The following is an 18,513-nucleotide window of genomic DNA, read 5'->3' as shown; positions in this document are numbered from 1 at the left end:
TAATTAATGCCTTCTACCACTGATCTTTTCTTCTTCTCAGAAACTTTCGAGAAGGGTGATCTTTTACAGTAAAAGGCTGGTGTGTTGTAAAGGTAAAATTATTTTCAAGTCCTAATAGTAAATTATTATATTTTGTCATTTTCTACAAGTTATTAATAGTTAAACGCCTATCATGTAAGCGGCTGAAATGAATTTCCATGAATTTTATTTTACTTGTTTCTTTATGAAAGATTTATAGTAAATTACTCTGTTGAATAAGATTATAAACTATTTGTACTTCAATCTAGAACTGATAAATATAGTCACTTAATTTGGTTATATGCAGCTAATTAGTTTCCGGACGAATATATAAATAAATTGCATCTTTTCCTTTGGTGTAACTCACTGCAAAACAGTGAATAATAAGCGTGGGCTATTTGCTCGTTCATAAAATATCAATGGTTTAACCAATTGATATACAATATAAAGATTTGAGGGCAAAGTTCCCTCTCTCCGTCAAGATAAGATGAAAGATGAATTAAAATACTGAAATTCAATGAGTTTTAGGTTTTTTTGTTTAATCGTACTATTTGCTACTATAACTGTTATATTCTTCATCGGTTACAGGTTCCATCCAAATAACAGCGCCTTTATGAGATTGTGGGCTAATTGCTATATGCTCGAATTCACTATCTGGAGTTGCGCCATGCCAATGGACGACATCAGCATGAATTTCAACAACATCGCCTACATTAAGTAATTGAATCGGCTTGTCTTTTTCCTGATAATAGCCTTGTCCTTTAGTACATAGCAGAATTTGTCCGCCCGGATGTGAATGCCAGTTATTCCGTACTCCCGGTTCAAAAATTACATTACCTATCGTGAGGTCGAAATTTTCTTTATCTGTTACTAACATTTGCAGCCATGCTGTTCCGCTGAAATAGTTGTTATTTATCTTTTCTCCTTTCGGAAATATCTGATTTATCTCTTTATTGTTTGTTTCCATTTCATTGTTATTTTTTGAGTTATTACATGCTGTGAACAGTAACAGGGCGATAGCCGGTAATACAAAAGCATTTCTTTTTATTGTTCTCATATTCTATTGTTTTATTATTTCAGATATTGTTTAAAGAATGAATTCAATTTAGGTAATGAAATACCCATATATTCCGGTCTGTCGTATAAATCTACATGTGAGGCTCCCCGCACAACAAACAACTCTTTCGGCTCGGCAGCTTTGCTATACGCATCTTCACTGAAATAAGCTGATACGGCACGCTCACCAACTATAAATAACAGAGGTCTTGGTGAGATAGTTTCTATTTGAGCAAACGGAAAGAAGTTCATCATCGGCGCAAGGCTCGTATAAGAATAACTCGTAGTTGAGTTTGGATGCCCTCCACGTGGTGTACGGTAGTAATCGAAAAATTCCCGTGTATTTTCCGTATCGTTGGGACTAAGCCCGGTAGGAATAGCTGCAATATCTTTTCTTGCTGCGCCATTAAACTCTTTTGTACGTTGTTCGCCTATATCATCCAATGTTTTCATGCGCTGTTCATATGTTATCACATCGCCTAATCCTTGACGGCGGGCGCGCCCCATATCATACATGCTAATGGTAGCTACCGCTTTTATCCTGTGGTCTATTTGCGCTGCACTGACCGAATAACCACCACCGCCACAAATGCCGATAACTCCGATTGCCTCCGGATTTACGTTTTTATGATTACTAAGGAAATCAACCGCCGCACTGAAATCTTCCACACGGGCTTCGGGTGATTCAATATAGCGTGGATAACCACCGCTTTCGCCATAATGTGTAGCATCGAATGCAAGAGTGACATAACCTAACTCTGCCATTTTTTGTGCATGAAGTCCTGAAGTTTGTTCTTTTACTCCACCAAACGGATGACCTACAACGATAGCTGCATACTTCTTGTTTGTATCATAGTTTGGAGGAAAGTACAGATTACCTACCACCGTATTAAGAAAACGGTTGGGGAATGAAACTTTTTGGACACTTACTCTGTTTTCGGCTCTCATAGACGGATCAATGTCAGTTTCTATATTGCGACTTTGAAATACATCGGCAAGGACTGATTTTGCCTGTGTGCCTTCTAACTGTCCAATAGTTGTAGTGATTATTTCTACAACCTGTTTTAGTTGAGTGGGAGTTATACCGGTATTGAGTGCCAGCCCCATGTGTGAAGTCAGCATGGGTTGCAAATCGCCCAATGCAGCTATTACCGATACCGTAACCAGTTCACGCTGAGCATAGGTCAGTACATCCCGCTCAAATATATCAGCAAAAAGATGTTCTTTCAGGAATGTTTCTATTTCGGGACTGAAACCTGCATAGCCTGCGGTTGCGCGTCCGGCCGGTGGAGTAATACCTTGAAGTTCGGAAAGGATTTCTTTTCCACGCTCGTATTTATCGCGGGTATCGGTAACGGGTGAGGCTTCACGTCCGGGGTTATCGTTTATACCGGCTGCTTTGCGTTCATCCAATACGCTCATAAAAGTTTGCAGTCCGCGCAGGCTTCTGGGAAAGCCGCTGTAAGCATACAGATGTACTAATACTTCTTTAATTTCACTAACCGTCAATCCGGCTTCAAGCCCTGCTACTAATTCGAGTTTTAATTTGTCTAAATCACCCCTTGCCGTAAAAGCGGTGATGGTTACTATTTTTTCCTGCTTTTTATCTAACATATTATTCTGTGCATTTACGTTGCCGGATATGCCCAGCAACAAAATCATTATTGCTATATATAAATTTATATTTCTCATCTTTCAATTGTTTAAATTAAGTTCATATTCATGCGCCTGGCGAGTGAAGGTCATCGCCATCAATTTCCATTCGTTGTCTTTCCTGATATATATTTCGGCTACGATAAACGGATTTACAACTTCATTGCCGCCTACAATGGATTCTAGGTGGATTCGGTTCAGAAGAATGGCAGTCGCTCCATCTACCTGTACAGATATTTCTTTTATATCAGCATGTTTGTAAATAATATTCTTTTTATTAATTACATCTAATTCTTGCTCTTTTGTAAAGGTTGCACCCATATGTACAAATACAACCTTATCATGGAATAAGTTGGATAATGCCTCGGTATTAAACTCTGCCATCCATTGCCATTTAGTTTTTGACAGGTCGATTAATTCCTGCTTTGTTTTATCATCGTTTTTTACTTCTTGCTGCGCATATGCTTCTTGAATGCCGAATAATATGCTTAAAGCAAGAACCAACACAATCACTTTTGTTTTCTTTTCCATATCTATAATATTATTGATTTGAAATAATACCGATCTCTTTCAGCCACGGTGTTACATCAGCATTTCTGTTGGTAGTTCCAAGACCTTTCAGATGCTCGGAATCGGGAGTAAGTTCTACTATTTTAGCCAGTGTTTCATCCCTATATGTGGCGGCATATGTGCAAAACGGAATGATTGTTTTTCCTTTGAAATTATAATTTTCACTTTCCAGAAACGACCAAATTGCCATTGGTGCGGTATGCCACCAAACAGGACAGCCTACAAAAATGGTATCGTATTCATCCGGATTTTCAACTTCAGTTTTTAATGCCGGACGTATTCCTTCATCACGTTCCACTTTTGCCACTTCGGTACAGGGTACATATTCAGTAGGATAAGGATTTACAGTTTCTATTTTGAAAAGTGTTCCTCCGGTATGTTTGGCAATATTTTCGGCAACTTGCTGCGTGGTTCCTCCCCAACTGAAATAGGCGATAAGAATCTTCCGGTCTGTTACTTCGGAGGGTATCTGCTCTTTATCTTCCCAAATATTTTCGTTATTACCTGAACATGCCGACACGGGGCATATTATTAGCATCATGAATAGGGTTAAAATTAAATTCTTCATGTTTCTATTTTTTATCTAAGTTTTTTTCTTTCAACCAACCGGAAAGCAAATCGGCTATTTCTACATTGTTGAGGTCAGACATCGGAAAATGGGTATTGCCAAATACGCCTATTTTGGGTAATTCAACTAAAGTAGCATCACCGCCGTGACGGTTTATAGCTTCAACGAATAATCGCCCTAATGCCAGACGTGTCCGCCAGTTTTCTCCTCCGAGTTCGTTGGTTACTTCATCAGGTATATAATCGCCGAAATACATCACAATAGGAATTTTAGTCAGTTTCATGAAATCTTCCATCGAAACTTCAACACCTGATAATATTCCTGTACGTCCGCTTATTGGTTGGGGTACTTCTCCTTTGGGGAATGGGTAGGTTCCCGGCTCATAGGCAACGATGGCTTTTACATGCTGATTTTTTATGCCTGTAAACCATCCCGGAAGGCCTCCTTGCGAATGTGTTACCAGAATACCTGAGCCTATTCTATCAAAAAGGGCAGACATGCTGTTGCTGATTACTTCGTTGTCGAATGCGCCTGTATTCGGCGTCATTTGGCGGAAGAAGTTTTCGAGGCTCTGGCTATCTTTCGGGAATTGTACTCCCTCGTGATAATCGGGCCATATACCTATACGGAATATTTCGTACCACATTTGCTCGTCGGCAATGGGTTCGATGGTAGATGCAACCGTGCTTCTTCCTGCTTTTCCCCGGCGGGGTTGGTCGATTAAGTATGTACTGAAACCTCTACGGAGAAAAATATTCTGGAAGCCTTCACGCCCGTCGGGTGTCGTTTCCCATGTTTTGGAGGATTGCCCTGCTCCATGCAGAAAAACAAGAGGTAATTGCCGGGCTTTGTCGGGTATCTGGTAAAATACATAGGCATGGTCGCCGTGATAGGTTTGCCCTTCGGGATAAGGTTTGAAGTTATCGAAGTTGTTGCCATTATATGTACCTTCATTTTGAATCACCGAGCCACCAACGGCAAAACTGCCCTGTTCTTTTATTACAAGTAGTCCGTTCATATCTTTTTCCTTATTTTGATTACAAGCCGAGAAAATAAGGAGGATACTTATTATAAATACTATCTCTTTTACGCTATTCCTTTGCTTCATATTTTACGGATTATAAGTTTATAATTTTCATGTTACAAACTTACGCTGAAAAATACCCCATGTAAATAGACAGATTACTGATTCTCCTACCATTATTACTGATTGCTACTTTATAGAATATCAATCATATACACAAATTACAGTTTCTTATACCATTATTACTGATTTACAGCATGGGATGGTAGATTTTAAACAAGAAGCCTTATTTTTACAAAATATAGGTGCGCCTCAGCAATTCAAATAAATTTGATTGCTTTCGGCTTTTTATATATTTGTTATACATAAAATCAGAAATTATGAGCGAAATATTGAATTTTGATACTATACACGATTATAACAGTTTTCTGGGAATAGAAACGCTGCACCCTTTGGTAAGTTCTATCGACTTTTCCACAGTCACAAAAGAATTTCATCATATCCGTAAAAGATATGGTTTCTATTTCATTTTCCTGAAAGATGTTAAATGCGGCGATTTGATTTATGGCCGCCATACATACGACTATCAGGAAGGTACGCTTGTTTTTATTGCTCCGGGACAAGTGGCCGGAAAAGATGATACGGGCGAAACTTTCAAAATGCAGGGCTGGGGGTTATGTTTTCATCCCGATTTGCTTCGGGGTACACTGCTTGGACAGAAAATGAATGATTATTCGTTTTTCTCTTACGAATCGAATGAATCGCTGCATATGTCGGAACGTGAACGGCAGATTATAGTGAATTGTTTTCAGGAAATAAAAGACGAATTGAGTCATTCTGTTGATAAACACAGTAAAGCCATCATTACGGCGAATATTGAGGTTTTTCTTAATCATTGCCTGCGCTTTTATGACCGCCAATTCATTACCCGTGAGAATATAAATAAAGATGTATTGTCCCGGTTCGAGGAACTGCTTAACGGTTACTTCGAATCGGATAAACCGCAAACAATCGGTTTACCTTCGGTGCAGTATTTTGCAGATGAACTTCATTTGTCAGCCAATTATTTCGGGGATTTAATCAAAAAAGAAACAAGTAAATCCGCTCAGGAGTATATCCAGATAAAGGTTATTGAAAAGGCAAAGGATAAACTGTACCACCCCGATAAGTCGGTAAATGAAATTGCTTATGAATTAGGGTTTAAATATCCGCATCATTTCAGCCGGATGTTTAAGAAGATTGTGGGTAGTTCGCCAAGTGATTATCGGTTGATGAATTAATAAAAATGAGAGAATCCGTAAAAATTCTCTCGTTATATATCGTATGTTTATATCCACTCTATTTCAAGTATTCCTTAAAGAAAGATTCCAGTTTGTCAAATGGTATATAGCTAACGACTAGATATGCAGAATTTTTCATTCAGGAATAGGATCGCACTCAATTACATAATCACAACCGCTTTGCTGATTGGTTTCAGGGCAAACGCATCAAATTGTTCAACTTCTATCGAAGGCCTGTAGGGGCGTATTGCATACGCCCGCATAGCAAAATGTCACAATTGGGCGTATGCAATACGCCCCTACATGAGGCTGAAAAACAGCTTTATGAATTTTGATGCGTTTGCCCTAATTATTTGTACAATATAAAACAAACATAAATAAAAACTACTACATTTATAGAATATCCTAATAGCTCTATAGATAAAAATATATGATGAAACTCAAATTGTACAAATCTATTTTTTATGTATTTTCCTTTCTGTCTGATAAGACGAATGGAGCGAGTTTTTTTGTTAAATACAAACTATTATTAGGCACTCTTATTATTGGATTGGCAGGGACATCTGCAAAAGCTCAAAAGAAAGAGGTCATAAATGATACGATCCCTCTTCGAATACCTCTTTATTCAGAGATGGCATCCTGCTATAAAGTCGCTGTTGATTCAACTGAAATACAACAGACCTCAGATACTTTAAATGTTAAAGAAGTAGTTGTTGTCGGTAGTAGATCAATAGTTAAAAACCGATCAGGTATTGCTTGTTATGCGGTTCAGGTCGTTGACGGGCCAGTAATAAAACCCAAAAGTTCTGTAAGCATAGATTCTATAACAAGCAAATCATTAAAGATGAATATTACAAATGAACTTACAGGTATCATGTGTTATGGTATTAGTGTTAATCCATATAATAATGATGACATATATGCTTCCAGACTCAAAGAAAGAGAATTCGATTATGACCAGGTAATAATAAAGCCCATATCTCCTGTCGGTAATCTTGAAGACTTTGAAAAATGGCTCCAACGTAATATTCGATATACAGAACAAATGCGCAGAGATGGAATAGAAGGAGTGGTAAAACTCAGCTTTATTATAAACAAAAAAGGGAAAGTAATAAATAAAAAGATTGTAAAAAGCCTATCGAAAGAAGCGGATAAGGAAGTCCTTAATGTTATATCGAAATCTAAAAGATGGAAACCCGGGCAGATTTATGGGGATCCGGTAAAAACAAGAATAACAATAACGGTTAATCTTAGTAGCGACATAGAATGAAACTCAAATCATATAATATATTATTTTGCCTATTCTCTTTTCTTGCGGACAAGACAAACGGATCGCCGATCTTTGTCAAGTATAAATTATTACTAGGTACATTGATTATTGGCATAGCAGGGACAACAGTTCAAGCACAGCGAAAAGTAGAGATAAGTTGTTATGATACGATACCTCCTCGTGTACCTCAAAATAAAGAAATAAAAACTAGGACTACTTCTTCTTTAGAAAAACAGAACAATAGGCGCGATAGTCTTATAGAAATAAAGGGAAGAGTAAAGGATGAGCATGGCGATTTTATAGCCGGAGTATCAATTGTTGCAAAAGGAGCTACAAATGGAATAGTTTCTGGTATAGACGGAACCTTTAGTATTGAGGTTAAATCTACTGACAGGTTAGTGTTTTCTTTTGTTGGTATGGAAAGCCGGGAAATCTCAGTTTCAACTATGATAGGAGGTGAAGCAATAATAACAATGAAAGATTCAGATATGATTCTCTGCTACGAAGTCATTGTTGTTAGTGATCCAAGATTCCGGGATGATATATATTCACCGGGAGTGAAGCCAATAACTAAGATTTCGTATAATGAAATATCTAAAAAGCCGGTTTCTCCTGCCGGCGATCTTGAAAGCTTCCAAAAATGGATACAAGGTAATATCCGGTATAGCGAACAGATGAAGAATGATAACGTCAAAGGAGAAGTTATTCTTAGTTTTGCCGTTGATAAAAAAGGGAGACTGGTAGATAAAAAAGTGATCGGTAAGCTATCAAAAGATGCAGATAAAGAAGCCTTGAGAGCCTTATCGTTGTCCGGAGTATGGGAACCCGGAATTCATTATGATGGCAAGCCGGTTAAAACAACGATGACTATTAGTCTGGATTTCGGAGATGAAAAATAAGGAAAGATTACAGCTATATAATATTGCCTTTGAACTGACTGATAAATGCAATCTTGCTTGCCGTTATTGTTACAATATCTGGAAGATACCTGGTGCACAACATCAATCATTCAATTCATACAATAAAGCAATCAAAACCCTGAAACAAGTTTTTTCGCAGGTGGATATCCGTAATATTACCCTTACGGGAGGGGAACCTTTTGTCGCTCAACGTATCAAAGAGATTGCTCTTTTTTGCCGGATGGAAGGTAAAACGGTCACAGTTATCAGTAATGGGTATAAAGGCACAGCAGAGGACTATGACGATATGATAGCTATGGGAATTACTCTGTTTGAGTTTCCCATACATTCAGCGGACGAAACTGTACATGATTATATTACACAGGTACACGGAAGTTGGAAGAAATCTATTAACTCTATTCGGACAGTGCAAGGTATCGGTGGTTATCCGGTTCCTGTAATAGTATTGACAAGATATAATATAGAAGTCCTATCTGATACGTTGGGCTTTATATCCGATTTAGGTTTAAGACGAATTATGATGAACCGGTACAATATCGGTGGGTGCGGTGTTGCCAATCCGGCATCTGTTTCGGCTAATCATAATCAATTGAAAAAAGCATTTACAATAGCTAATGCCAAAGCTGAGGAATTGGGCTTGGTTATTTCTTCCAATGTGTGTTCTCCCGACTGTCTTATTGATCCAGAGATGTATCCAAATATCATGTTTGGCCATTGTTCCGATAACGTATTACAAAAGCCAATAACGATGGATATTAATGGGAATATTCGTCTGTGCAATCATTCTCCTGTAGTGGCTGGAAATATTTACAAACAAGATTTAAGACAAATCTTGTATTCCCCATACGCCAATTCGTGGAATGAGATTGTTCCTGAGTATTGCTGTAAATGTGACAAATGGGATATTTGTCGTGGTGGTTGCCGTGCAGCTTCTGAACAATGTGGATTAGGATTGGAACATGTAGATCCTATATTGACTAGTGAGGAATTAATTTGATTTGATCAATCAGGAGTAAAACGCCTTTAATTCAAGAAATAGTCTCATCTTATATTATTTTTAAAATTTAGATAGATATTCCGTATCTATTTAATCAGTATGTATATAAAAAAAGAGACCGGGCCCGGTCTCTTTTAGGGTTGATGCATCACTGCATTAAAAAGTGTTTGTATGAATTGGATGCAACATTATAAGGAGTGTATCCTGTCCCCTATTTCATTGTGTTTATTATTTCTACATTTACGGTTTTATCGTAAATGTGAAAGCAGCATAAGATCCAACTCCCACAATAGTTGGTGTTGCTGTAAATTTTATCTGCCGGGTACATGTGGAAACAGAAGCATCTTTAAATCTCCAGACAACCGGAGTCGCGGGATTTCCTTGGTAATCATCTCCTGTAGGCTGGTCTGTAGCCACAATCGAAAAATCTTCCGTATTTATCCAAATCAATGTATATTCACGAGCACCCTCCCAAATATTAGGAGAAATAGGCTCAATCCTTATACCATATAATTTTGCTGGATCTACACCAGCCGGAATCGTTTCAGGATTGCCAGTATGATGAGATAATGTCACTGCATAGGCATCATTACCATAAGAAGACGTTTCAGTACATTGAAAAGTTCCAACAAATGTTGTTTCCGGAACGAATGGACATACAACAGAATATTGTACACGATAAGAAAGGCCCCGGCCTTCAATTTGCCAGCCTGCAAAAGCCTGATTATTATAAACATTTGTATTTGGATTCCAGCCCGGAATTACTTCTCCGCTTTTTAATACAACATTCACAGTGAAATTTAATGTTTCACCCAAGGCCGGAGATGTTTTTCCAAACTTACCATACACATCAGCCATATTAATCGATATTGTCGACGGAAAGCTTGTAATGTTATCCACAACCACCTGAGCAGTCGTTTTGGTCCCATCATTTAACACAGCTAACAATTGTGCATGATCCATCATTGAATAGTCGCCTTGCTGAGTAGGGATAGTCAGTTTTACCTGATAGTTTCCGGTTGTTTGGCCATCTGAAAGGACACCATCAGTTCCGGGTACTCTCAAAATATCAATGACAACCCCTCTTTTTACTTCATCTATAGGGAACGGAAGATCCTTGTCGCAACTTGCTGTAATTAAGCATATCGTAATTGCCGCAAGAATATATAAATATATTTTTTTCATATTTCTTTTAACTTTAAATTGTCTATCAATCGCTCTGTTTTATTTATCCCAGAATATAAATTTAGCCGACAAGTTCGTCTTTTGCTCCAGATTTGGATTCAGATCCGTTTCGGTAGTTGTAGGATAATATAATGATCTAGGGAAAGATACTATTGGAGCAATAGGTACCCGTGCCGGAGAGAGTGCAGTAACGGTAGGATTTACTCCATATCCCGGATCTGCCGTATTAGCCGGATTGAACAACTCCGGATAGCCTGTCCTGCGGTAATCTGTATAGGCATCTTCCGGAGAGAAGATATTCCCGATCCATTTTTGTGTCATGATGATCTCCAGTTTACCTGCATCTGAAGCTGCGTCATATTTGGCTAGTACTGAAGTCGTGAATGCGTCTCTGTCGGCTGTCGCAATTGTAGGAATATTACTTTGTTTTGCCGCGACTGCATTTACATGTGCAATAGAAGCATTCATTCCTTCCTTAAATAAAGCCTTTGCATCGCCGTTTATCTCACCGGTAAGGGCCAATTCAGCCAGCATAAATTTGAGTGAATGAAATGTAACAAGTTTAAGTGGAGCCACACCATTACCGGTATTTGCGGATACAGCACCTCCATTACCATCATCATATTTTCCTCCGCAGAGATAGATGCCGACTTTACTCATGGAACTGGATTGATCGCCTGCATTATTTGAGCCGTTGTCGGCGAAGAAGATAGTTAGGAAATTACCTTCACGATAAGAATGATTGTTTTGTGCTGCCTGACCTGTTTTCAACTGATTGTAGAAATAATACGGTACCCGTGGATCTGTGATTCCTGCAAACGGATTTTTAGTATTGTTGTATGTGAGGCCTTTCATCATTTCATAGAAGTAAGGGCTGATATAGTGAGTTGTACCCTTATTGGCATATTCAGATACAAAGGTAGGATGACGTTCGTCCGGACTTAATTTTGCTGTATACCAGAATTGGAAATCTTCTCCCGAAGCGATAAAATTGTTTGCTGTGATTAAGTCGGACAGTCTTTTTTGCCAGTCAGTAATGTCAGATTTTGCTAACCGCGTCTGCAACAATAATTTCAGTTTGATTGTATTGTTCAGACGAATCCATTTGTCTTTATTTCCACTATAAAAAAAGTCGTCGTCTCCCGGTTTTAAAGGATTGGCTGCCGTACTATTTTGTAAATCAGCCAGTCCCTCTTCCAATAAAGCAATTACCGAATTATAGATCGAAGCGCTTTTGTCGGCTTTAGGTGCAGTTAATCCGGGTATATTGTACTCAGAGTAAGGAACATCTCCCCAAAGATCTACCATCATGGAAAACGTGTATGCTTTTAATGTTTTAGCAATTCCCGCATAAATTAGATTTCCATCCGGTTCGGCATTCTTGATAATAGCATCAAAATCAATGAGTGAATAAATATAAAAATAATTCCAAGAATTATAGATATTATTGGCAGTAGTGGTCATCCCATAATTTTGTACCTCGCGTGACACCAGATGGTGAGTATAAGAAGATAAATTATTTCCAATAAAGTTACCTTGTCCAAGTGCAGAAGTCATATATCTTTGGCTACCCGATAACAATTGGGAAAGTTCCGGAGTTGTAGGGGCATTCGGATCATCATTGATATCCAACCAATCTTTTGTACAAGATGTTGTAAAAAGAAAAGCTGATATTATAAAAAAGAATGTTAGTCTATTTTTCATTTTTCTATATATTTAGAATGTTAATCTTAGGTTCAACCCTATTCTTCGTGTCGTAGGTGCAGTCTCCCTGTCAATACCTTGTACATTTCCTGAACCGAAAGAGTTGGATCCTGGATCGTAGTTCAGATATTTCGGAAATCCAGGAGCGTAGTGCCATAAGTTTCTTGCGATTACAGAAAAACTAGCTGAGCCTATAAATGTTTTCTTTAACCATTTTTTTGGTATATCATAACCAAGAGAGATTTCACTCAGGTGGAATACCGTAGCATCGAAAGTCTGGAATTCATGTACGCCGTTCATTGCAAATGTCGGGTTGGTACTAGCTGATGCAAACCACAGATCGTTTTCACTGATTTGCACGGTATTTTGTATTTTATTACCGTTCGCATCCAATATTGGTTTATGTGTATTCGGATCGGCCAAAACTCCCGGAAGAATACGGGTTCCTAAGCGGTCTTCGTTATACTTGGTTACCCCCCTGCCCAACATATCGGATGCTGGACCTGAAACAATAACTCCACCTACACTCATATCGAACATAAAGCTGAATGTAACTCCTTTAAATGATAGTGTATTCGTAATGGCTGATTTGAAATCCGGATAAGGATTGCCCAATTCACCTAATTCAGAATCGACCATATAAGCTCCGGTAGATGGGTTTACTAAAGGGGTACCTTCTTCGTCGCGAGCGATCTTAGTTCCACGAAGAATACCATAAGGTGAGCCCGGTTGCATGGTAGGTTGTGGTTCACTGGTAGATCCCGTTGACAGAGTAAGGCGTTCAACCCCATTCGTTAGCGAAATAACTTTACTCTTATTCTGTGTAAATGTAGCGAATATATCCCATCTGAATGAGTTTTGCAGATTGAGAGGTGTCGCTGATAGCCCTATTTCAATTCCTTTGTTATTAATTTCTCCAAAGTTTGTATAATAACTGCTTGAGCCTGTCGAGCGAGGCAAACTGATAGGAGCGATCATATCCGTAATAGATCTGTTATACCAAGAAAAATCGATGCCTATACGATCCCGAAAGAACTTAAGCTCAGTTCCTATCTCAAATTCTGTAGTAAATTCAGGTTTTAGATTCGGATCATAGGTTGTTGTCGGTAACAACATAATCGGACGGCCGTCAAAAGGCGTATCCTGAAGATACGTTCCATTCTTATAATAGGGAGAAGCGTCATTACCTACTTGTCCCCAACCAAGACGAAGTTTACCAAAACTCAATATGTCAGGATTCACGCCTATAATTTCACTGAATATGAAAGAGCCTGTAAATGCAGGATAATAGTAACTGTTATTATCTTTCGGTAATGTAGACGAATGATCGTTACGCAGAGTCGCATTCAGGTAGAGATAATTTTTGTAGCCAAATGTTACGTCAGCGAACAGAGCCCATAATCGCCTTCTGCTGTATGACTCTGATGCTGTTTGGGTTTGGGTATTATCCACATTATAAATATCTTTGAATATCATTTCTGTTCCATCTTGCATAGCCCTTAAGGAAGTGCGTTGGTTCACATTGTGCCCCAGTGCAGCTTTCAGATTGTAATCCGGTCCGAAGTCTTTTTTGAACGTGAGCACAAAAATCGATTCCAGTTCTTGTACTTTATAATTATCATTCAATATATATCCTTTGCCTGAACTTGCCGCAGAACCGATATTTATAACCTGTTTACGCGCCATTTCATATTGATTCCATCCAAATGTATAGTCGAATGACAACCAATTGGTAAAATCATAACCGGTATTCATTGTCGTTACAGTACGGTCGGTTACTGTATTTATCGTATTGTTCTTCCATGACCATAGCGGATTATCCACCCCACTAAGCGGGAATAAATTTGCTCCGGTTACAGTTTCGTACGGTAATGCGCTGGAGGTATCGAAGTTGCGAGGTAAAAGTAGCGTACGTGCGAATGAACTTGCCGATCCCGTATAGCTGCCTGCTCCGAAAAATGGTCCGTCCTGAATAGTCCGGCTATATGATAAAGTTCCCCCTACCCGTATACCATTATCCAGTTTCTGGTTTCCTCCTGCGCTAAATGAACTCCGTTCAAATTCCGAATGAGGAATGTATCCGTCCTGATCTGCGCGGGATACTGTCAGATTAAAGTTTCCTTTGTCGTTGTAACTCACAATATTTGCAGAGAGATCTAATAAACCACCGGTACGAAATAAGTTCTTTACGTTATTAGGTTGAGCTTTATACTCTTGAGTCACAGGCATATTCGGATAGGCAGCAAGGTAATTAGGCCATGTCGGAAAGGTTTCCATGTCAGAGAAAGCCGGTCCCCACGAGCCATTGGCATTCGAATACACAAAATTCGATCCCGGGCCGTATGTATTTTGATAATCAGGTAAAGACGCAACGTTTTCCCATGCATAAGATGATGTTATTGTAACTTCAGTACCTTTTTGAGATGGACGTGTCTTTTTTGCACCCGATTTTGTCGTAATCAGGATAACACCATTTGCTGCGCGTGAACCATATAATGCCGCAGCTGCCGCACCTTTAAGAACGCTCATACTTTCAATATCATTCGGGTCTAAGGTCGAAATTCCCGTTCCGTAAGCACCTGCTGAAGTAAGCCTGCTGCCGGTAGTAACTTCCGGATTACTGTAAGGAATACCATCCACTACATACAATGGGTCATTACTTCCGTATATGGAAGAGTTCCCCCGGACAGATACTTTTGTAGCGCTACCTGCCACAGATGAAGAGGAACTTATTTGTACTCCGGGTATTTTTCCACTCAACGAACGAAACAAATCGGGTTCAGCTTTTTGCACCGCATTGCTCGGATCTACCTTGGCAACCGCATACCCCAAAGCTTTATCAGAGCGACTGATACCCATTGCCGTAACAACGACTTCGTCTAATATGTTTTCATCACTTTGCAGTACTACTTTCATGTTCTGAACGGGTTTAGTTTCCATTGTTTTCATTCCGATCAATGAAAATACCAGTACATTATTCCCTTCGGGCACATTAATAGAAAACTTACCGTCCAAATCAGTTATTGTACCCGTAGTAGTTCCTTTCACTACAACTGAAGCACTAATAACGGGCTCCCCATTACTGTCTACCACAGTACCGGAAATCCTCGTTGTTTGTGCTACTATAAATCCGATGCTTAGCAATAAGCAGGATAAAATTAACACCACTCTTTTCTTCATAATAATTGTAATTAATAGCTAAATATTGTTTTTTATATCAACTCGACATTATAATTTGAGAATATTTCTTTAGGCCCGATTCATTCGCTGGTACAAACGCAAAAAACCTTCATTAAGGAAACGCATATGTTTCCTTAATGAAGGTTTTTTATGATAAAATGATAGCCGGATGCTCTTTATTATATCCGGTCTATTGTTTTTGTGCCTTTTTTTAGCTAATTGCTCTCTCTCTCTCTCTCTCTCTCTCTCTCTCTCTCTCTCTCTCTCTCTCTCTCTCTCTCTCTCTCTCTCTCTCTCTCTAACAAAATATGGCTAACCTCCAAATTTTCAACAGGAAGAATAAAGAGTAAAGTTGATATTTTTTCGTTGATTTGGTTTCTTAGGGCCATATTAACTGAGGGTTCATCTTGATTTTATAATTTGAGAAGAGAGATTAAGTACGGCTAATCATATAGTTAGTCTCTACTTCAGATAATTCTTCTATAGTTTGATACAGCAAAGATATTAAAATATTTTAATGCTAGTGTAAGGAGGTGTTAATTTTTTACAATTTAAACGGTGAATGTGAAATTCAGATACAATAAAATTTCATTTAGTAAGTTCCCGTATAACCAAAAACTTATCGTTAATCTTAACAGTCTGAACAGACCTCCCGATTTCAGATATTCTATATCCAGTAGGTCTTTTACCTAGATTATAAGTTCTTTAGTGCTTTGAGAACAAAGATAGGATAGGTGGTAGAATGTGTCCCTCCTTCAAAATAATGTGTGCTGACATTTACTCCTCTTTTTTGTAAACGGTCATATGCTAATTCTGTGTTGAAAGTAGGTACCCATGTGTCTTTTGTTCCATGAACAAGGACTACTGTTCCTTTTGCTTCGAAATTACTTACATCATTGTCTATTAAAGCTTTTATAAAAGCCTCATCAGTTTTTTCTGAAATACCTTTCACAAAAATAGGATTAAATGCTTTTGAAGGAACAGAAGGAATTTGCTGTTCCTGCATGATTTTGTCAGTTTCGGTATATTTTTTCACAACAGACTCTATCTCCGGTTGTACCAACTGATTTAAGTTTCGGTTTATATTATATACTTTGTTATATGTAAGCAATACCCATAGATAGGATGCTGTGAAATAGGGCGAGTCGCCGGATGTTTGCTGAATCACATGGGTTGCTGTTTCTACTTTATCATAAGCTCCTGCTCCGGCAACAGTTGTTATATCGGTAAAATTTCCGGGGTTTTCACTGAACGACTTCAGTGTCGACATTGTAGCAAAGCCGCCTTCGGAATAACCGAAAAGGAACAGCTTGGTAGGATTGATATGTAGAGACTTATCCTGTGCAAATGATGGGACAGCTTCGATTAGCTTCCGGGCGGCTTCTGCCAATGATGATCTTACTTCATAATAATGCATGTCCTTTTCGTTTGCACCATAACCGAAATAGTCGGGAACTACTACAATATACCCATTTTCGTGGGTAGCAGGGATAAGGCTTAAAGCATCTTTTACAGTAGTGGCATCTTTAAATTTATTAAGGGATGGGGCGTCGGACTCATCAAACAGTGTTCCATGCTGGATGGAGACAATGCTTAATTGTTTATCTTTATCTCCGGCAGGTAAAACCGGATAGCCAATAAGTCCCGACAATATCTTTGTTTTCCCGAACGGGTCTGTTGCCTCATATGTTACCTTTGTGAAAGTGATATCATATTTTATCTTTCGTAATTCATCCGTTAAAACAGAATCTGATAGTTTCAGGCTGTTTTTTAGGTATTGCCTGTAATTTTCTCTGATAACATCGGCCTTTATTGTCTTTATTGTGTTTTCACTTTTTATCAGTGATGATTGGCTATTGATATTACAGGATATTACCAATAATGGTAAAAGAAAACATGAAATGAGTTTGTTTATAAAGTTCTTCATCAGTGTATATTTTAGAATACAATTTGCATCTGCCCTAAAACAACATTCGAATTTGGAGCATTCCATTTAGATGAATAATCGGAATAGGTATAGTTGAGTTGGAAGCGGCACGATTTGTAAAAGTAATAATTTATACCCAGAGTATAATCCATCACTTCATTATTAATCTCCTTATTCTGATTCAGATAATCAATTTTTGCGAATGCATTTAACTTTTCGGGTATAAAGTACCATAGTCCCACACCGTGGATACCCTCTTTGGCAATACCTCCATCATTGGCTTTTATCCATTCGGCACGTGCATATAACCTGTCGTTTTTATAATCTGAACTGACAATCCAACGATTCCGGACATGGTCGTTTCTTTCACTATCTCCGGCCTTTATATACGTAGCTTCGCCAAAATATCCGCCACCACCTATGCGGAATCCCTTTACAGGTTGCAACATAATATTAGCTGTAAAATCTTTCGAATTGTTTGTTTCATTGGTAACGAGGCCTGTTCCTTGATATATACCGAGCCCATATTCGAGAAGGTCGTGAGTACCGGTATTGATGAGGCTGCCGGATGCTTTAATACCCATGTCGCGTCCGATGTTATTTCTGTTGTTTTGTAATTTTAAAACATCGTCACCCATACCCGCAAAAGCAGAGACGGAACGTGTATTGGTGATTGACTCCAGAGCAGTAAGAGAGAATTGATTCTCGAGAGAAAAAGGGGTTTTCATTTGTCCTATCCTAAGATTAAAACTGCTCGAAGGAGTCCAGTCTACATAATATTCAGTCAGTGTAGGGTTCACAAACTCCATCATTACAAAGTATTTGAGATCTTTGAAGATTTGCCCTTGCATATGCAGGAAAACGACTCTGGTACTCAGGTCATGCTTTACTTTGTTTACATCACTATACTTATACATCAACAAACCATATCCCCCGAATTGCATATATGGGGTATTGAATGCCTGTCTTATTTTATCTACGGATTGGGAAAGCGAACTATTCCCGGTATTCTTATTTGATGATACCTGTAAAGAATCGGCTTCATCTTGTGTGAGTATATTCTTCTCTACTAATTTTTTTAGAAGTTCACTGTTCGAATCTTGTGAGTAAGTCAAAGAGCATGCTGTAAATAAAGAGAGTACAAGTAGCAGTTTCTTCATA

Annotated in this window: 14 protein-coding genes; 4 read left to right on the top strand and 10 right to left on the bottom strand. The window is 38.5% G+C overall.

What is annotated here, in order from left to right; all coding sequences use genetic code 11:
* Positions 1 to 565: 565 nt before the first annotated feature.
* Genes IR083_RS23415 through IR083_RS23395 form a run of 5 tightly spaced genes read right to left on the bottom strand, consistent with a single transcriptional unit; the run spans position 566 to position 4,973 of the window.
* Positions 566 to 1,075 (bottom strand): cupin domain-containing protein, encoded by a 510-nt coding sequence (locus IR083_RS23415; RefSeq protein ID WP_194226129.1) that lies wholly within the window; start codon positions 1,073 to 1,075, stop codon positions 566 to 568.
* 14 nt (positions 1,076 to 1,089) lie between these two features.
* The gene (locus IR083_RS23410; protein ID WP_194226128.1) at positions 1,090 to 2,766 is read right to left on the bottom strand and encodes a carboxymuconolactone decarboxylase family protein; all 1,677 of its coding nucleotides are present in this window, start codon (positions 2,764 to 2,766) and stop codon (positions 1,090 to 1,092) included.
* A 3-nt stretch (positions 2,767 to 2,769) separates the two neighbouring features.
* Positions 2,770 to 3,258: a nuclear transport factor 2 family protein gene (locus IR083_RS23405; protein ID WP_194226127.1), complete on the bottom strand. Its 489-nt coding sequence runs from the start codon at positions 3,256 to 3,258 to the stop codon at positions 2,770 to 2,772.
* A gap of 10 nt (positions 3,259 to 3,268) precedes the next feature.
* Entirely contained in the window at positions 3,269 to 3,865 is a 597-nt protein-coding gene (locus IR083_RS23400) for a flavodoxin (RefSeq protein WP_194226126.1), read from the bottom strand.
* 4 nt (positions 3,866 to 3,869) lie between these two features.
* On the bottom strand, positions 3,870 to 4,973 hold the full coding sequence (locus tag IR083_RS23395) for an alpha/beta hydrolase (RefSeq protein WP_006801048.1): 1,104 nt from the start codon (positions 4,971 to 4,973) through the stop codon (positions 3,870 to 3,872).
* Between the two features lie 296 nt (positions 4,974 to 5,269).
* On the opposite strand from IR083_RS23395, the gene IR083_RS23390 reads away from it, so the two are divergent.
* The 4 genes from IR083_RS23390 (at position 5,270) to IR083_RS23375 (ending at position 9,356) form a co-directional block, all read left to right on the top strand.
* On the top strand, positions 5,270 to 6,169 hold the full coding sequence (locus IR083_RS23390; protein ID WP_006801049.1) for a helix-turn-helix domain-containing protein: 900 nt from the start codon (positions 5,270 to 5,272) through the stop codon (positions 6,167 to 6,169).
* Positions 6,170 to 6,599: 430 nt separating this feature from the next.
* Positions 6,600 to 7,439 carry an energy transducer TonB gene (locus tag IR083_RS23385; RefSeq protein WP_052303111.1) on the top strand — a complete coding sequence of 280 codons (840 nt, stop codon included), beginning with the start codon at positions 6,600 to 6,602 and terminating at the stop codon, positions 7,437 to 7,439.
* Entirely contained in the window at positions 7,436 to 8,338 is a 903-nt protein-coding gene (locus IR083_RS23380; RefSeq protein WP_194226125.1) for an energy transducer TonB, read from the top strand. Before IR083_RS23385 ends, IR083_RS23380 begins: the two co-directional genes overlap by 4 nt.
* The gene (locus IR083_RS23375; RefSeq protein ID WP_194226124.1) at positions 8,328 to 9,356 is read left to right on the top strand and encodes a radical SAM/SPASM domain-containing protein; all 1,029 of its coding nucleotides are present in this window, start codon (positions 8,328 to 8,330) and stop codon (positions 9,354 to 9,356) included. The genes IR083_RS23380 and IR083_RS23375 overlap by 11 nt, the downstream gene beginning before the upstream one ends.
* Before the next feature lie 240 nt (positions 9,357 to 9,596).
* On the opposite strand, the gene IR083_RS23370 is transcribed toward IR083_RS23375, so the two are convergent.
* The 5 genes from IR083_RS23370 to IR083_RS23350 form a co-directional block, all read right to left on the bottom strand.
* Positions 9,597 to 10,541 carry a hypothetical protein gene (locus tag IR083_RS23370; protein ID WP_194226123.1) on the bottom strand — a complete coding sequence of 315 codons (945 nt, stop codon included), beginning with the start codon at positions 10,539 to 10,541 and terminating at the stop codon, positions 9,597 to 9,599.
* A gap of 39 nt (positions 10,542 to 10,580) precedes the next feature.
* Positions 10,581 to 12,245, bottom strand: a complete 1,665-nt coding sequence (locus tag IR083_RS23365; protein ID WP_006801054.1) for a SusD/RagB family nutrient-binding outer membrane lipoprotein — start codon at positions 12,243 to 12,245, stop codon at positions 10,581 to 10,583.
* Positions 12,246 to 12,257: 12 nt separating this feature from the next.
* On the bottom strand, positions 12,258 to 15,425 hold the full coding sequence (locus tag IR083_RS23360) for a SusC/RagA family TonB-linked outer membrane protein (RefSeq protein WP_006801055.1): 3,168 nt from the start codon (positions 15,423 to 15,425) through the stop codon (positions 12,258 to 12,260).
* A 694-nt stretch (positions 15,426 to 16,119) separates the two neighbouring features.
* Positions 16,120 to 17,352 carry an alpha/beta hydrolase family protein gene (locus IR083_RS23355; protein ID WP_194226122.1) on the bottom strand — a complete coding sequence of 411 codons (1,233 nt, stop codon included), beginning with the start codon at positions 17,350 to 17,352 and terminating at the stop codon, positions 16,120 to 16,122.
* Between the two features lie 11 nt (positions 17,353 to 17,363).
* Positions 17,364 to 18,512 carry a porin gene (locus tag IR083_RS23350; RefSeq protein ID WP_194226121.1) on the bottom strand — a complete coding sequence of 383 codons (1,149 nt, stop codon included), beginning with the start codon at positions 18,510 to 18,512 and terminating at the stop codon, positions 17,364 to 17,366.
* Position 18,513 lies beyond the last annotated feature (1 nt).

It is taken from the genome of Dysgonomonas sp. GY75, from assembly GCF_015234155.1.
GTDB classification, from domain to species: domain Bacteria; phylum Bacteroidota; class Bacteroidia; order Bacteroidales; family Dysgonomonadaceae; genus Dysgonomonas; species Dysgonomonas gadei.
This window is presented reverse-complemented; position numbering and strand designations above follow the sequence as displayed.

Bases quoted from the DNA above. Each gene is read 5' to 3' on its own strand.
- IR083_RS23410 (WP_194226128.1), bottom strand. From the start codon at position 2,766: ATGAGAAATATAAATTTATATATAGCAATAATGATTTTGTTGCTGGGC.
- IR083_RS23365 (WP_006801054.1), bottom strand. From the start codon at position 12,245: ATGAAAAATAGACTAACATTCTTTTTTATAATATCAGCTTTTCTTTTT.
- IR083_RS23355 (WP_194226122.1), bottom strand. From the start codon at position 17,352: ATGAAGAACTTTATAAACAAACTCATTTCATGTTTTCTTTTACCATTA.
- IR083_RS23380 (WP_194226125.1), top strand. From the start codon at position 7,436: ATGAAACTCAAATCATATAATATATTATTTTGCCTATTCTCTTTTCTT.
- IR083_RS23400 (WP_194226126.1), bottom strand. From the start codon at position 3,865: ATGAAGAATTTAATTTTAACCCTATTCATGATGCTAATAATATGCCCC.
- IR083_RS23385 (WP_052303111.1), top strand. From the start codon at position 6,600: ATGATGAAACTCAAATTGTACAAATCTATTTTTTATGTATTTTCCTTT.
- IR083_RS23395 (WP_006801048.1), bottom strand. From the start codon at position 4,973: ATGAAGCAAAGGAATAGCGTAAAAGAGATAGTATTTATAATAAGTATC.
- IR083_RS23375 (WP_194226124.1), top strand. From the start codon at position 8,328: ATGAAAAATAAGGAAAGATTACAGCTATATAATATTGCCTTTGAACTG.
- IR083_RS23415 (WP_194226129.1), bottom strand. From the start codon at position 1,075: ATGAGAACAATAAAAAGAAATGCTTTTGTATTACCGGCTATCGCCCTG.
- IR083_RS23390 (WP_006801049.1), top strand. From the start codon at position 5,270: ATGAGCGAAATATTGAATTTTGATACTATACACGATTATAACAGTTTT.
- IR083_RS23405 (WP_194226127.1), bottom strand. From the start codon at position 3,258: ATGGAAAAGAAAACAAAAGTGATTGTGTTGGTTCTTGCTTTAAGCATA.
- IR083_RS23360 (WP_006801055.1), bottom strand. From the start codon at position 15,425: ATGAAGAAAAGAGTGGTGTTAATTTTATCCTGCTTATTGCTAAGCATC.
- IR083_RS23370 (WP_194226123.1), bottom strand. From the start codon at position 10,541: ATGAAAAAAATATATTTATATATTCTTGCGGCAATTACGATATGCTTA.
- IR083_RS23350 (WP_194226121.1), bottom strand. From the start codon at position 18,512: ATGAAGAAACTGCTACTTGTACTCTCTTTATTTACAGCATGCTCTTTG.